We start from the raw sequence: 15,208 nt of genomic DNA, 5'->3' as shown, positions 1-15,208 counted from the left end.
GCTTTTGAACACCTATGACTTCTATGCACCCATGACCGGCAATCCGCACCAACAGACGCCTTCCGGCAAATGGCGCGCAAGAGCCTTCGGTATCGGTTTTGACGGCACGCCTGGCCGGCTCAATGCCATCACCGACGTGCCCGGCGTCGCCGTGGGTTACACCACGCTGATTATGGGCGACGGGCCGCTGGTGGTCGGCAAGGGACCGGTGCGCACCGGCGTGACCGCCATCCTGCCCAGACCGCGCGCCGATCTCGCCACGCCGGTCTTTGCCGGCATGTTCAGCCAGAACGGCAATGGCGAACTGACCGGCTCGCATATTATCGAGGAAACCGGCGCCTTCAATTTTCCGGTCACCATCACCAACACGCATTCCTGCGGCGTCAGCCGCGACGCGACCTTGCGCTGGATGCAGAAGACACTGCCGCAATCGCTCGAAAGCGCCTGGGCGCTACCGGTGGCGGGCGAAACTTATGACGGCTTCCTCAACGACATCAATGGCCACCATCTTGGGGTCGAGCATGTCTTTTCCGCTCTCGATGCGGCTGCAAGCGGGGCGATTGAGGAAGGCAGCGTCGGCGGTGGCACCGGCATGATCAGCTTCGGCTTCAAGGCGGGCTCCGGCAGCGCGTCGCGCATCGCCGAATGGCAGGGCAGGCGATACACGGTCGGCGTGTTCGTGCAGGCAAATTTCGGCAGGCGGCATAATTTGGCCATTCGCGGCATGCGCGCCGGGCCCGATCTCAAGGAGCCGGCGATCCGCGAAGGCACGCCACGCGCCGAAAAGGGCTCGATCATCGCCATCGTCGCCACCGACGCGCCATTCCTGCCGCATCAGATGAAGCGGCTGGCGCGGCGGGTGCCGCTTGGCGTCGCCATGACCGGCGGGTTCGGCTATCATAGTTCGGGCGATATTTTCCTGGCCTTTTCTACGGCCAACCCGGAGGCGGCGCTGACGCCGTCAGGGCGCATCGCCAAGGCCGACTTCATCCCCGACATCGATATCGATCCGTTCTTCGACGCGGTGATCCAGGGGGTGGAGGAAGCGATCCTCAATGCGCTCATAGCCAATGACGACATGACCGGGCGCGACGGCAATTTCGTGCCGGCGCTGCCGAAGGCATGGCTCATGAACAGGTTTGGTGCGGGTCCAAAGAAATAGAGGCCGTACGGGCCGTCAGACAGGCTTGAAAGCCGCGACCTCTTTCGCCGGATTCGGCATTTCTACTCGGCAGCTTTGCTCGCGTTCTTTTCGTCTTCTTCGGCCTCGGCTGCCTCTTCCAGCCGCGACGCGATGAGCTCCTGGATGTCGCCGACCTCTTCCTGAATATCCTCCAGGGGTATGCCGGCTTCCGCAGCCTTGGCCGCGCACTCCTTCGCAAGGGTCTCGGCCTGCTTCTCGATCCTCTCCGGCGAGGGCTGGCACTGGACCTTTTCGCCGATCCACCCCTGCAAGAACTCGATCGCGTGTTCACTCATACTGCTGTTCCCTGGCGGCTATGCCGTTGGTAATCATAAACGTCGCCACCCTGCAAAGGATGCATATTCCATTCCAGCCGAGTCGTCGTCACCCGGCAAGCCAATCTTGTCCAAGCTCCACAGAGCTGAAGGAATCGCAGGTTCAAGGAGCACGTTCTGTTCTAGAGGAGACTGGTACCGTTCGCTGGGATCCATGGCGATCCCGCGCTATTGTTTCTATTCGCTTTTTCCCGGTTTTTTAAGACCGACATTTATCACAAAAGGTGTCACAACATGTAGCGCATTTACGGTCGCTCCACGGACGTGAGCCGTCGAAGCCGCCGCTATATAGTGTCATCCCCATGCAATGTCGACTCTGCTCGCCATCCTGCTTCCTTCCGCCGCGCCGGGGTGAATTCGCGAGTGTCAGCCAAGCCGGAATCGCGACCTTTATCGGTCCGCCTTTGGAAGTGCTGCCAAATCAATCTCCGTGATATGCCAGCGACCAAGATTTGCGGTGTAAAGTTTGTCGCCCTTGAAGGCGATGTTGGTGGGGTGCGCCAGCGTGGTCGCCGCCGGATCCTCGATCAGCACTTCAAGACCTCTGTCCTGGCGCCAGCGATAAATCCGGCTCGGCTCGTAGCATGAGATGAACAGCGAACCGTCGGGTGCGAAGGCCACGCCATCGGGAACATTGTGCACGCTCTCGACGATGACTTGCCGCGCCCCTGCCGTACCGTCGCCAAGGATCGGCACATGACTGATGCACGGCGCGTTGCTTTCCACGACATAGAGACCGTTGCCATCCGGCGCCATGGCCATGCCATTAGCGAACGACATGATCTCCCGGCACCACAAACTGCCCTCGCCGGTCTTGAGGTCATAGCGGAAGATGCCCGAGCGATTGTCCTCGCCGACACTGTCCGACACGTAGAGCCAACCCCTCGCTTCATCAACGATCGGATAGTTCGGCACGCGAATGCCGGACGAAGCGAAGCGTTCCATGTGCGCCGTCGCGACATCCCAGCGAAAGATCGCGGCATGCTTCAAATCGCAGGCAAAGCAGTTCCCCGCGCTGTCGAAAGCAATGCCAAGCAGAAAACCATCCGTGCCGCCCATGCGCTCGACCGAGCCGCCATCGGCGGCCAGCCGCAAGAGGTCGCCGGTTTCGGTGCCGCACCAGATCGACCCATCGCGGTGCACAGCCACACCCTCCGGATGCGCGACGCGCGGGCTGGTGAAGATGCCGTCGAAGAAGACGCGCGCGGCGGACATATCGAGCAATGGCTTTGCCATGGAACGTTCCTCAGCTTGCGATGGGCGAGTTCTGCGCGGCGATGCAGCGCTCGACCATGATGCGGTCGGCGGCGAGGATCTCGGCGATGAGCGCGCCGCGCTCCTTGGCGCTGACGAATTCCAGACGACGCAGGCCGAGCGGGTCGATCCGGCTTCGCAGGACAGCGAGCGTCTCTTCGGACGGAAGTGCCATCTCCCGGCACTCGGCTTCGAACGTCACCGTAAACCCGGTGGCATCACGGATCTGCTGGTGCGTGACACCAGGCATGGTTTCGATGACGGTCAATTCCCCGGATGTCTGATCGAGCTGAAAGACGCATAGGTCGGTGAAGACCAGCGCCTTGCCGGTGCGATACCCCATGGGCTCGCGCTCGGCCGGCGTCAGCAGTCCACGGGCCGAGCTGGCGATCTCGACCTCATCCACCAGCGACTGGACCGAATGGCGGGGGATGTAGAGCAGGTAGTCGCGGTGCATGTTGGCGACGTCGGCCATGCCGCCCTGCCCGGGCAGCCGGATGAGGCCGCCGCCTGGTTTGCGCAATGCGATCGTGTTGACACGGCCACGCCGGTCGACTTGTGCGGCGCCGACAATCTCATGCGTCACAGCACCCGCCTGGTAATAGGTCGAGTAGGTGTCGTCGCCGCCGGCATGCGCCACCGCCGTCTCGCAATCCAGACTTTCGATCAGCGACAGGATCATCGGGCTCGGCGCGATGTCGAGGTGGCCGCAACTCATCGTCGCGATGATCATGTCCGGCGCGTGCGTCGCCTTTGCCAGCCGGTAGGCGACATTGGCCAGCGGCGATACCGCGCCGGCGCTGGCAAAGCTCTCATTGTCGAGTTCGGCGGCAATGCGCGCGGCGATGATCTCATCGACGGAAGCGTTCTTTTCGCTGCGCATGAGCGCGGGCATTGCGATGACCGTTTCAGCGCGGACCTTTGCAGCTTTTTGAAGCAGTTCCGGTACGCCATCGGATGGCAGGCGCAGATTGTCCGCCAAAGGCGTGTCCCTGGTCGCGAACACCTCCGACAATCTCCGATAGTCCGTGACATGGAATGGCAGGCACGAGGCCGGATAGGCGCCGCCTGGCACCAGCGCTATGGCCGAAACCTGATTGCGGGTGAGGATGCTCTGGCGCCCGTCCCGCCGCAGCGCCCCAACCGGGACGATTTCCTCGACCGTAACCAGCACCTGCCGTGCCGCGCCCGCCATGGCGAAGTCCAGCGCGCGCGGCCCGATGATTTGCACGTTGCCGCTTTCATCCGCGCGCTGGGCGTGAACAACAAACGTATCAAGCCTAAGCGGTGGGATAAATCCGGTATCTGTCCCGGCAATGGGATCGGGCCTGGCATTTGCACCCGGCACGCACGCCAGCATGTCCGAACCCGCCGGAAGCTGGAACGGCATCGACGGCAGGTTCTGCTGCGCCGCCCGCAGCGCCTGGATCATGGCAAGCGCTGTCCAATCGCGAACGGGCACTGCATTGGTCTCGGCTGCCGCGCGGAAGCGTGGCGGAAGGCCAAAAATATCCAGGCTGGAAAAGCAGAGGTCGATTTCCGCCACCGCATCGGCTTCGAGAAGCAGTTCGAGCGGCAAGCCGCCGGCCCAGCAAACGTAGCGCAAATCCTTGACGCCGGATCCGGCTATCGCACGCAGCAATGCGATCGGCAGCCGCGCGAAATGGTGACCACCGACGCCAAGCGAGTCACCGTGGCCGACCATCGCGGCCAGTCCCTCGACATCGGTGAAGCGCGGCCGGTTCGGCTTGACCAGAGACATTGCGGCACGGTCTGTCACAGCGCGGATGCCTCGATGCGGTAGCGGGTGACGAACGGTCTTTCCGGCAAGAATTCCAGCGCCGTCGCGGTGCCGGATTGCGCGATGGGATTGTCGGCCAGTGCGGTCGCCGGACCAAGCCCGAAGGGCGAGCAGATCGGCTCGATGCCGATGGCGACATGACGCCCATTCCAGGGTGCTGCCTTGCGGCCGCGGTTGGAGTACCAGAGCAGAAGGCTCGGGAAATGCTCCTTCTGCCACGAGAGTTTTACCCTGTACCCCTCCGCTCGATTGGCGAGCGCGACACTGCCGTCGAGGCCGTCGATCTGCAGCAGCTCCTCCGTATCGGCGGCCAGAGGCACGTGGGAGGCGTCAACCACGCCACCGGCACGCGCGGGCACGCTGGTTAGGTCGGCGAAGGTTTCGTTTCTGGCAAACAGCGCCGCGCCGGGTTCGACGTCGTGTGGATAGGTGCGGCCATGGTCGAAGCAGCCGAGTTCGAGCGTGGCGGCACCGGTTTCTCCCGGCAACCGGAACACCGGGTGCAAGCCGATCGGCAGGCGGCAGGCGCGGCGAACGACGACCTTGAATTCGATGTCGATTGCCGGTCCCGACGGATCGGGCGTAATCGTGCGTTCAACGCGCTCGACCGGGCTTCCCTGGGGATAGGCGAGCATCAGCGACAATGCCCCGCCCGTGCTGTCGCACCAGGCCCAATCATGATTGGAGCAATGGCCATGGATTTCTTCGTCCGGCTCCGGCGGGCCCATCACACGCGCCCAGTTCTCGGGCCATCCGTCGGCAGGCACCGAATAGCCGAAGGGAAGACAGGGCCATTCGCCGCGCAACTTGCGCAGAATGCCTGGCAGTGCTTCCGCCTCCGGCTCATGCGACCAGGGTGCTACGTGCATCGGCGAAACCTGCCGGCCGTCCGCAAGCAGGAATGTGACGGGAGCCAGCATCGCGCCGAGCCGCTGGACGGTCAACGCGCCATGCGCCCAGCCCAGTCCGCGATAGTCGTCGTCTCCCTTCACGGCGCGGCCTTCTTCACCTTTGTCGTGCTCCTGTCGGCGAACTCCTTGACGCGCTGCTGGCCGATGTCGCTGCGGTAGAGATCACCCAGAATGTCGCGCTCCATGGCGAGGCCATTGGCCAGATCGCCTGATACGGCGTGCGCCGTCAGCACCTTCAGGCCTTCGATGGCGGCGGGGGGTTCGGCGGCGATCATGTCGGCCAGCTCCAGCGCGCGCGGCATCAGTCGGTCGACATCGACGACCTCGTTGACCAGGCCGGCAGCGATGAATTCGGAGGCCGGCACAATGGCGCCGGTCATCAGCAGAAAATTGGCGCGGTTGCGGCCGAGCCTGGCGACGCTGCGTTGCGTGCCGCCACCACCGGGGACCAACCCGAGCTTGATCTCCGGCAGACCGAGCTTCGCGAACTGGTTGGCGATCACGATGTCGCAGCACAGCACCAGTTCCATGCCACCGCCCAACGCGAAACCATTGACCGCCGCAATCACCGGTTTGCGGTTTTCCTCGATTGCCGCGTACATGCGCGTGCCCGCGGCCTGAAAGGTGTCGAACTCCTCGGTGGTCTGCGCCGCATATTCCTTGATGTCGGCGCCGGCCATGAAGCCGCGCCCCTCGCCGGTCACCACGATCGCACCGACGCTCGCATCGCCCGACAGCGCCTCGAAAGCCTCGGTGATCTCGCCTTGCATCAGCCGATTCATGGCATTGAGCTGGTCGGAGCGCCGGAAGGTGACGATCGCGACCCGGCCCGATGTTTCGACCGTGAGTGTCCGGTAGGCGCTCATCGTCAGGCCGCGTCCACGGTCATGTCGCCGGACGCCTCCAATGCCGCGATCTCGTCCTTGGAGAGGCCGAACTCGGCCAGGATCTCGCGGCCGTGCTGGCCGACCAGCGGGGCCGGCCGATCGATGGTCGCCGGCGTCTCGCTCATCTTGACCGCGGGTGCGACCACCCTCACCCTGCCGCCGCGCGGATGATCATAGCTGGTGATCATGCCCATATGCCTGACCTGCGGATCCTCCGCGGCGCGGCGGATATCCTTCACCTCGGCGCACCAGATGTCGACCGCCAGAAGCCGCTCCAACAGATCTCGCGTCGCGAATTTCCTGGTCTCGGCATTGACCTCCTCGAACACCTCGTCGCGCTTGTCGAACAGGGTTTTCAGGTCGTCATAGACGGCAAGCTGCGGCGCTTCCAGCACCTCGTACAGCGTCTTGAACGGGCTCATGGCGATCGACACGTAGCCGCCATCCTTCGTCTCGTAGATGCCGAACGGCGCCTGCATGCCGGGATGGCCTATGCCGGAATTCGGCCGCACGAAATCCTCGCCGAGGTTGAGCACTGCGACATATTCCTGGTTGAGATGCGCCAGCAGGCCGGCCAGCAAATTGACCTCGATCTTCTGCCCCTTGCCGGACTTCTCGCGATAATAGAGCGCCGACAGGATGCCGTAGACCATGTTCATGGCGCCGATCTGGTCGGCGAGACCGGCGCCGGCGGGAACCGGAGCCTGGTCGCCACGGCCGGTGTTGGCAATCAGCCCGGCAAGACCCTGGATCAGCATGTCCTGGCCAGGGCGTTCGACATAGGGGCCTTCCTCGCCATAGCCGGACCCCGAGCAATAGATGATGCGCGGATTGACGGCTTTGAAGTCATCGTAGCCATAGCCGAGCTTGGCCAACACGCCGGGGCGGAAATTCTGCACCACCACGTCGGCGCTCTTGGCCATCTCCATGATGATGGCATGCACCTTGCGGCTCTTCAGGTTGAGCGCGATCGAGCGCTTGTTGCGGTTCCAGGCGAGGAAATTCGGGCTCTCCGAGCCGCCCACCCATTTGGCAAAGAATGTCATGCCGCGAAACATGTCGCCGGCGCCGGCGCGCTCGATCTTGATGACGTCGGCGCCCATGTCGCCAAGCAATTGCGTGGCGAACGGCCCCTGCAGCAGATGGCTGAAATCGAGGATGCGGACGCCTTCGAGGGCCTTGTTCATTTCATGTCTCGTTTCGTGTTTTCACAGCAGTTCAGGAACGTAGCGGGGTGCCGCGGTCAGCCCGCCGTCGACGCGCAGGTCGGTGCCGGTGGTGAAGCCGGCGGCATCCGAGGCGAGATAGACGGCGGCCTCGGCCACTTCGGAAGGCTCGCCGATACGGCCGAGCGGATGCATCTTGACCCAGGCCTTGGCCAGGTTGCCGCCGATCTCCTTGATCAATTTGTCGTTCATCGGCGTGTTGATGGTGCCCGGCGAGATCGAGTTGACGCGGATGTTCATGGGGCCGAACTCGACCGCCATCTGGCGCGTCATCGCCATCACCGCGCCCTTGGCGCCAGCATAGGCGGTCCAGCCATCGAGGCCGATGTGACCCTGCGCCGAGGCCATGTTGATGATCGAGCCCGACTTTTGCGCGATCATGTAAGGCAGGGCAAATTTGCAGCCGCGAAACACGCTGGTCAGGTTGACCGCGATCAGCCGGTGCCACTGCTCGTCCGTCATCTCATGCACAGGCATGCCGCCAATGGCGATGGCGGCGTTGTTGACCATGATGTCGAGGCGCCGCGTCTTCTTGACAGCGCTGTCAATGAGGCGGGCAATATCGGCTTCCTGCGACACGTCGCAGTGCACATAGTCGGCATGGTGGCCGGCCGCGCGCAGTGCAGCGGCGAAATCTTCGCCGGCCTTGTCGGCGATGTCGCCGAGGAAGACATGCGCGCCCTCTCGCGCCATGGCCTCGGCGATCGCGTGGCCAATGCCGTCGGCGGCGCCGGTGATGACGGCGGTTTTTCCTTCAAGACGAGCCATGTCAGCCTCCATTCGCGCGCCGGCGCTTTGCTTCGTCAAAGGCGACAGCCGCGATGATGATCATGCCGGTGATGACCAGTTGCCATTCGGTCGGCAGGCCAAGACCGCGCAGGCCATTGGACAGGAATTGCAGGATCAGCACGCCGAGCGCCATGCCGCTCAGGCTGCCGATGCCGCCGGCAAGGCTGACACCGCCGAGCACCGTCGCGGCGACGACCTGGAATTCGAAATTCAATCCTGCCGTATGTTGCGCCGAGCCGACACGCGCTGCCAGGATAATGCCGGCAACCGTCGCCAGCAGCGCGCTGATGATGAAGCAGATGAACTTCACGCGCCGCACGTCATAACCCGCCAGCCGCGCCACTTCCTGGTTGCCGCCGACGGCATAGATCTGCCGCCCGAACGGCCGGTGCTGCATCATGTAGGCGAAGGCGGCGAGCAAAACGATGGCGATGACGGCCGAATACGGGATGACGTTGAACAGGCGGCCATCGGACAGCGCGATGAAGCTGTCGAGGCTGGCATCGTCCGGGATGGCGCGCTGGCCGGTGTAGAGGTAGACGCCGCCGCGCATGATGAACATCGTGCCCAGCGTCACGATCAGCGAGTTGATGCCGGCATAGGCGGTGAGATAGCCGTTCACCACGCCGACGATCAGGCCGAACAGCAGCGCGCCGCTTACACCAACCAGCAATGAGTTGGTGTCGTTCATGATGATGATCAGCGGCAGGGCAATGGTGGCGAGCAGCGAGCCGATCGAAATGTCGACCTCACCGGAAATGAAGACGATGGCACAGCCAATGCCGGCGATCAGCGGCAACGACGCCTGGCCAAGCACGTTGGTCAAGTTGCGCACAGAGAGGAAATTCTCGACCGTGACCGAGAAGAACGCCAGCACCAGGATGAGGCAGGCGAGCAGCGCCAGTTCCTGCCGGGCGAAGAGCCGCGCCAGCATGGACGGCTGGTCTTTGAGGGAAGCCGTGCTTGCAAGGCTCATTGCTTGCTCCCTTCGAAGAAGTAGGGCCGATCGCTGCTGTAATGAAGCATCATGGTCTCATCCGATCGCCGCATTGAGGATCTTCTCCTGCGTGGCTTCATCGCGCGACATGATCGCGGTCAAACGGCCTTCGCACATCACCGCGACGCGGTCGGCAAGACCCAGCAGCTCCGGCATTTCGGACGTCATCATGACGACCGCCAGGCCCTCGCCGGCAAGCCGGTCGATCAGTGCAAAGATCTCCGTCTTGGCGCCGACATCGATGCCGCGAGTCGGCTCGTCGACGACGATCACCTTCAGGCCCCGCATCAGCCAGCGCGCGATCAGCACCTTCTGCTGATTGCCGCCCGACAGGTTCTTCACCTGCTGGAACAGGCTGGGGGTCTTGATGCGGAAGCGGTCGACATAGTCCTGCACCGCCCGGTGTTCCCTGGCCTTGTCGACGAACCCCAGGCGGGCGAAGGCGCCGAGCGAGGCAAGGCTGGCATTCTGGTAGACGGGCAGTTCGCCCATCAGTCCTTCGCTCTTGCGGTCCTCGGTGAGCAGGCCGATGCCGAGCCGGACGCCCGTGCGCGTGTCGTGCGGCAGCAGGCGGCTGCCGTCGACCGTAATCGTACCCGAAGTGATCGGGTCGTAACCGACGATCGCCTTGGCGAGTTCGGTACGGCCGGCGCCCATCAAGCCGAAGAAGCCAAGGACCTCGCCGGCGCGTGCCTCGAAGGAGACGTCGTTCAGCTTCTTTGCCGTGCTGAGGTTCTCCACGGAAAGGGCGACCTTGCTGCCGGGCGCGCCGCGCTTGCGGGGGAACAGATTGTCGATGCGCCGGCCGATCATGTCCTGGATCAGCGTATCGTTGCTGTGCTCGCCGATCGGCCTGGTCGAGATGTGGCGGCCGTCGCGCAGCACCGTCACCGTGTCGGCGATCTCGAAGACCTCGTCGAGCTTGTGGCTGACATAGACCACCGCGATGCCGAGTGCGGCCAGCCGGCGGATGACCGTGAACAGCAGAGAGACCTCGTTCGGCGTCAGCGAGGATGTCGGCTCGTCCATCACCACGACGCGGGCTTCGTGAGCGAGCGCACGCGCGATCTCGACCATCTGCTGCTGGCTCACCGGCAGCGATCCGGTCCGCGCCGCCGGATCGACGTTGAAGCCGATGCGGTTGAACAGCGCGGCTGAATCGGCACGGATCTTCTTCCAGTCGATTGAGCCGCCCTTGCCGGTCGGGTAGCCTTCCAGGAAGATATTCTCGGCGACGGTGAATTCGGAGATCAGTGCGATCTCCTGGAACACGACCTTGATGCCCTCTTTCAGACTGTCGCGCGGCGACTTGATGTCGACCTCGCGCCCACGCATGCGGATGGTGCCGGCATCCTTGCCGTAGACGCCGGCCATGATCTTGATCAGGGTCGACTTGCCGGCGCCGTTCTCGCCCATCAAGGCATGGATCTTGCCGGCTTCGAGGGTGAAATCGACATTGTCCAGCGCCACCACGCCCGGAAAGCGCTTGTCGATGCCGCGCAGTTCCAGCGCCGGCACATCTGTATCGATGGCCGTGCCTTCGCCGGGGTGAAGGAAATCAACGGACATTGGCTCTGTTCCGGATGATGTCGAGATAGGTTGCCAGGATGATGACGACGCCCGGCACCACCATCTGCAGATCCTGGTTCCAGCCGAGAATGATGATGCCGTTGTCGATCACCTTGAGCACCAGCACGCCGAGCAATGTGCCGAATAGCGAGCCGCGGCCGCCGAGCAAGCTGGTGCCGCCGAGGATGACGGCGGCGATCACCGTCAGTTCGAAGCCGCGCCCGGCGGTCGGCTGTCCGGCATTCATCAGCGACGACAGGATCATGCCGGCGACACCGACGCAGAGGCCCGTGACGACGAAGGCAAACAGCTTGAGGCGCTCCGAGCGCAGGCCGGACAGGCGCACCGCCTTTTCGTTGGCGCCGACCGCATAGAGGTAACGGCCGAGCGTGGTGAAGCGCAGCGTCACATAGGCAACCACAAAGATCAGCGCCGCCAGGATCACGGGCACCGGCACCGCGCCGACATAGCCGGCGCCGAGATCTGTAAAGCTCACCAGCCGATTGTGGTTCTGCACCGCCTCGCGCGTGAACAGATAGACGCCGCCCTGCAGCATCATCATCGTGCCGATGGTGGCGATCAGCGAGTTCACTCTGAGCCTGGTGACGACCAGACCATTGAACAGGCCGACGCCGCCGGCAAAGGCGAGTGCCGCCAGCATGCCGAGCGCGAGACTGTGCGTCGAATTGAGCACGGCCATGCCGATACAGCCGACAAAGGCGAGCGACGCACCGACCGACAGATCGACCTCGGCGGTGATGATCAGCATGGTCATGCCCGAGGCGACGATCAGCACCAGCGCGCATTGGCGCAGAATGGCGATGATATTGGCCTCGGAGTAGAACTGTGGCGCCGCGATCGAGATGGCGATGCAGAGCGCGGCCAGGATGAGCCCGAGCACGAGCTGGCTGCTGCCCAGAAGCTGGCCGCCAATGGAACGTCTGGGCGCGGAGGCGTGTGTAAGCTCGCTCATTTCCATTTCATTTCCGGGCGGCATCGGTGCCGTCGCCATTTGGAGACCTGCCGCCTAAACAGGACAGTTGACCTGTTTTGCCGTCGGCATCCGTCCCGCTGCCCTTCCCGCCGAGCGGGAAGGGCAATCCGGGACCCTACTTCTTCAGGTCGGCGGAGGTCTTCATGCACTTTGCCGGCGGCTGCAGCGCGTTGACGGCATCCCATTTGATGGTGCGGGTGGTGCCGTCATAGTCGTAGTATTTCTTCCAGTCGTCGCCGTTCATCGGTGCGGTCGGGCTAACGATGTGCTCCGGCACTTCCTCGTTGTTGAAGAGCTTCACCGCGGCGTCGATGGCGGTAAAGCCTTCCTTTTCCGGGAACATCGCGGCCTCGATGCGGTAGGAAGGCTCGTTCTGCATTGCGTTTATGAAGGCAAGTCCCTCGCCGCCGGTGCCGACCGTCAACAGGCCATCCTGCGACTTCCCTGCCGCTTTCCAGGCCTGCAGGCCACCGAGCGACGACGAGTCGTTGATGCCGTAGATGATGTTGATATCGGCGTTCTTGGCCAGCGCCGCCGAGGACACTTCGAGCGCGCGGTCCGGGTTGCCGCCGCCGTCGAGGTCGTGGACCATAACCGCATCAGGGATGATGGTTTTCAGCCCATCCATGAAGCCCTGCGAGCGCAGCACGGTTGCCGACAGCAGCGGCAGGCCGACATTCATCACCTTGGCGGTGCCGCCGAGCTTTTCCTTGGCGTATTTGCCAGCCTCGACGCCGGAGAAATAGCCGGTGTCATAATCGCAGATCGCGACCATGGTGGTCATGCCCTTGACCGGGTTGCCTTCAAGCACCACCGGGACGTTGGCGGCTTTGGCTTGACGCAGCAGCGGCACCACACCCTCTTCATTCACCGGGGTGATAATCAGCACGTCAACGCCCTTGGCGATAAAGTCCTCGGCCGCGGCGACCTGCTTGGCTATGTCGAGATTGGCGTCCTGTACCTCGACCTCGATGCCGAGTTCCTTGCCGTGAGCCTTCATGCCCTTGATGACGTTCTGATACCACTCATGGGTGGCGTAATTGGTGACGTAGCCGATGCGCTTTGGCATGTTCTCGGCATGCGTAGCCGCCGCACTCAAGGCCAGCACGGCCGCGGATGCAAACAGGATTGACTTGGACCACTGCATGTTTCTTCTCCCAGGTTTATCGTTTTTGTCAGTCGCTGAACGGGTAATCCCGCCGTTCCGGGTCGGCACGTAACGAAGGGGTGGATTCGCCCCAGCCGAGTGCCGCCGAGATCTTCTCGGCGGCGGCGCAGGTGCGTTCGAAGACGGTTTGCCGATCGAACCGCGCCGCCTTTTGCGGCAACAGCGGCACCGTCAGCGCGGCGATAACGGCGCCGGTGTGGTCGCGCACCGGCATCGAGATATTGGTGCAGGCCTCGACGGCCAATGAGGCGCGCATCTCGTAACCGAGGCTGGCGACCTCATTCAGCCGTGCCTCGATTTCGGCCCGTGTGCCCTGGCCTTCGCCGGCGGCCACGATGCGCTCGACGATGCGGTCGCGCTCGGCCCGGTTCGAATGGGCGAGCAGCACCGCGCCGGAACTGGTTTCGAGGATCGGAAAATGCGACCCAAGTGCCACCGAGTAGCGCATCGGCAGCGGCGAATCGATCTGCAGCACCACCAGCGCATTCTGTCCTTCGCGCACCACCAGGTGACAGCTTTGATCGGCATTGGCGGTCAATTCGCGCATCACCGGCAGCGCGCATTCGACGAGCCGGTTTACCGGCGGATGCATATGCGCCAGTTCGAACAGCTTTAGCGACAGCCGGAAGCGGTCCGATTGCGTGCGGAAGATGTAGCCGCGTTTCTCCAAGAGAAGCAGGATGCGGTAGATTTCGTGAATGGAACGCCCCAGGCCGGCCGCGATCTCGGTCTGGGTCAGCGTTTCGGCGCTCGAAGCCATGAACTCCAGAACGTCGAGGGCCTTCTCCACCGCCGGCACGCGATAGCCGTTGCGGCCACCTTCGCCTTCGTCGAGCGTTTCGGCAACGCTGGCGGCCATCACGCGACGCTCCGCTGGGGTTGGCCTTGCCTGGTTTCACGGTAGAGGCGGTTCACATGGTCGGCGAGTTCGGCTGCCGGGATGCCGCCGGCAATGGCAGCGGCCGCATATGGCGCACATTCGCGGAAGAAGGCGATGAAGCCAGGATGCGTCGGACGCAGGTAGGAGGAGCTGATCGTCTGCAGCGTCGAGGTGAAGAAATTCCCGGAAAGGTCGTTCACCCCGGCGTCCTTCCAGGCGGCCAGCGATCCCGGCTGTCCGCCTGCCCTGACATAGTCGCCACGCTGATACTGCGGTGAACACAGGAAAAGCGCGTAGTCGATGGCCGCCTGCTGGTGCTTCGACCGGGCGCTGACGCCGATACCGGCGCCACCAAGCAGGGCGCCGGCGGAGTGCGCTGTCGGCACGTCGGCAAAGCGTAGATACGGCCTGTCGGTTTTCGCGGAATAGTTCACATAGCCGAAGGCGAATGGCACATAGACCACGTCGTCATGCGCGATCATGTGGTCATAGCAGCGGATCGGGTTCCATTTCGACGAATTCGGATGCGATAGCGCCGCAAGTTCGCGCAGTTGCGCGATGGCTTGCTCGACCATTTCCCTTGCAATGAATTGCTCGCCATCCTCCCGCGGATGACCAAGGGTCAAAAGCATGCACATGGCGTCCGTCGGCACGAACGGCAGGCCAAGCGATTTGCCGTCCTTGCGCGCATTGCGGCCAAGGTCGACCACCTCTTCATGCGTGCGCGGCACCGATCCGTAGCGTTCCAGAAGATCCGGACGATAGGAGGCGACCTGGCAGGCAGCATCGATGGGCAACGCCCACTGGCGTCCATTCTTCTCGTAGGAGCGCCAGGACGCACCGACTGAATCGTCCTCGAAGAAGCGGATTTGCTCGGCCGACAAATAGGCATCGAACGGCACCATCAACTCGCCCTGCGCGATATCGCCGATGAAGGGATGATCGAAGACAACCAGATCGTAGGTGCCGAGCACCGGGCCGAGCGCGCCCTCGCCGAATTCATAGAGGCTGCGGCGGTCCCATTCGATTTCTAGGCCAGGATTGGCGGCGCAATACGGCCCGACGCTGGCGTCGAGCGGACCCCAGCAACGTCGATGATCCCACGCAAGACCGCGCAGTCTTGTCATTTCAGGCAATTCCTCCCTGGAACCGGGCATGCGTGTCCGGCCCGCTTTAGTAGCAGGTATTTTCACCTAGACAAATAGTTTTTACAT

The 15,208-nt window shown here is 63.2% G+C and carries 14 protein-coding genes; 1 reads left to right on the top strand and 13 read right to left on the bottom strand.

The annotated features are described in order from the left end of the window. The first annotated feature begins 31 nt into the window (after positions 1-31). A complete protein-coding gene (locus C9427_RS06925) occupies positions 32-1,162 on the top strand; it encodes a DmpA family aminopeptidase (RefSeq protein ID WP_107648385.1) in 1,131 nt (376 codons plus the stop codon). Positions 1,163-1,224: 62 nt separating this feature from the next. Here C9427_RS06925 and C9427_RS06920 read toward each other — a convergent pair whose 3' ends face one another. The 13 genes from C9427_RS06920 to C9427_RS06860 all read right to left on the bottom strand — a co-directional run bounded on the left by C9427_RS06920 (position 1,225) and on the right by C9427_RS06860 (position 15,121). Next, positions 1,225-1,479, bottom strand: a complete 255-nt coding sequence (locus C9427_RS06920) for a DUF768 domain-containing protein (protein WP_097576214.1) — start codon at positions 1,477-1,479, stop codon at positions 1,225-1,227. Positions 1,480-1,908: 429 nt separating this feature from the next. After that, positions 1,909-2,754 carry an SMP-30/gluconolactonase/LRE family protein gene (locus C9427_RS06915; protein ID WP_107648384.1) on the bottom strand — a complete coding sequence of 282 codons (846 nt, stop codon included), beginning with the start codon at positions 2,752-2,754 and terminating at the stop codon, positions 1,909-1,911. Between the two features lie 10 nt (positions 2,755-2,764). Further along, positions 2,765-4,552: a CoA-transferase gene (locus C9427_RS06910; protein ID WP_245437010.1), complete on the bottom strand. Its 1,788-nt coding sequence runs from the start codon at positions 4,550-4,552 to the stop codon at positions 2,765-2,767. Next, the gene (locus C9427_RS06905; protein WP_107648382.1) at positions 4,549-5,565 is read right to left on the bottom strand and encodes an aldose epimerase family protein; all 1,017 of its coding nucleotides are present in this window, start codon (positions 5,563-5,565) and stop codon (positions 4,549-4,551) included. Before C9427_RS06905 ends, C9427_RS06910 begins: the two co-directional genes overlap by 4 nt. Continuing rightward, positions 5,562-6,350 (bottom strand): enoyl-CoA hydratase/isomerase family protein, encoded by a 789-nt coding sequence (locus C9427_RS06900; protein WP_107648381.1) that lies wholly within the window; start codon positions 6,348-6,350, stop codon positions 5,562-5,564. The genes C9427_RS06905 and C9427_RS06900 overlap by 4 nt, the downstream gene beginning before the upstream one ends. 2 nt (positions 6,351-6,352) lie before the next feature. Next, positions 6,353-7,558: a CaiB/BaiF CoA transferase family protein gene (locus C9427_RS06895; RefSeq protein WP_107648380.1), complete on the bottom strand. Its 1,206-nt coding sequence runs from the start codon at positions 7,556-7,558 to the stop codon at positions 6,353-6,355. 21 nt (positions 7,559-7,579) lie between these two features. Further along, positions 7,580-8,365: an SDR family NAD(P)-dependent oxidoreductase gene (locus C9427_RS06890; protein WP_107648416.1), complete on the bottom strand. Its 786-nt coding sequence runs from the start codon at positions 8,363-8,365 to the stop codon at positions 7,580-7,582. A gap of 1 nt (position 8,366) precedes the next feature. Then, entirely contained in the window at positions 8,367-9,362 is a 996-nt protein-coding gene (locus C9427_RS06885; protein ID WP_107648379.1) for an ABC transporter permease, read from the bottom strand. A 57-nt stretch (positions 9,363-9,419) separates the two neighbouring features. Further along, on the bottom strand, positions 9,420-10,952 hold the full coding sequence (locus C9427_RS06880; protein WP_107648378.1) for a sugar ABC transporter ATP-binding protein: 1,533 nt from the start codon (positions 10,950-10,952) through the stop codon (positions 9,420-9,422). After that, positions 10,942-11,925 (bottom strand): ABC transporter permease, encoded by a 984-nt coding sequence (locus tag C9427_RS06875; protein WP_107648415.1) that lies wholly within the window; start codon positions 11,923-11,925, stop codon positions 10,942-10,944. The genes C9427_RS06880 and C9427_RS06875 overlap by 11 nt, the downstream gene beginning before the upstream one ends. A gap of 136 nt (positions 11,926-12,061) precedes the next feature. After that, positions 12,062-13,093: a sugar ABC transporter substrate-binding protein gene (locus C9427_RS06870; RefSeq protein WP_107648377.1), complete on the bottom strand. Its 1,032-nt coding sequence runs from the start codon at positions 13,091-13,093 to the stop codon at positions 12,062-12,064. Positions 13,094-13,121: 28 nt separating this feature from the next. After that, on the bottom strand, positions 13,122-13,973 hold the full coding sequence (locus C9427_RS06865) for an IclR family transcriptional regulator (protein WP_107648376.1): 852 nt from the start codon (positions 13,971-13,973) through the stop codon (positions 13,122-13,124). Then, the gene (locus C9427_RS06860; RefSeq protein ID WP_107648375.1) at positions 13,973-15,121 is read right to left on the bottom strand and encodes an ABC transporter substrate-binding protein; all 1,149 of its coding nucleotides are present in this window, start codon (positions 15,119-15,121) and stop codon (positions 13,973-13,975) included. Before C9427_RS06860 ends, C9427_RS06865 begins: the two co-directional genes overlap by 1 nt. Positions 15,122-15,208 lie beyond the last annotated feature (87 nt).

The sequence above is a fragment of the Mesorhizobium helmanticense genome (genome assembly GCF_003034915.1).
GTDB classification, from domain to species: Bacteria; Pseudomonadota; Alphaproteobacteria; order Rhizobiales; family Rhizobiaceae; genus Mesorhizobium; species Mesorhizobium helmanticense.
Note: the sequence above shows the minus strand (reverse complement) of the source record. Positions and strands in the feature narration are given on the sequence as shown.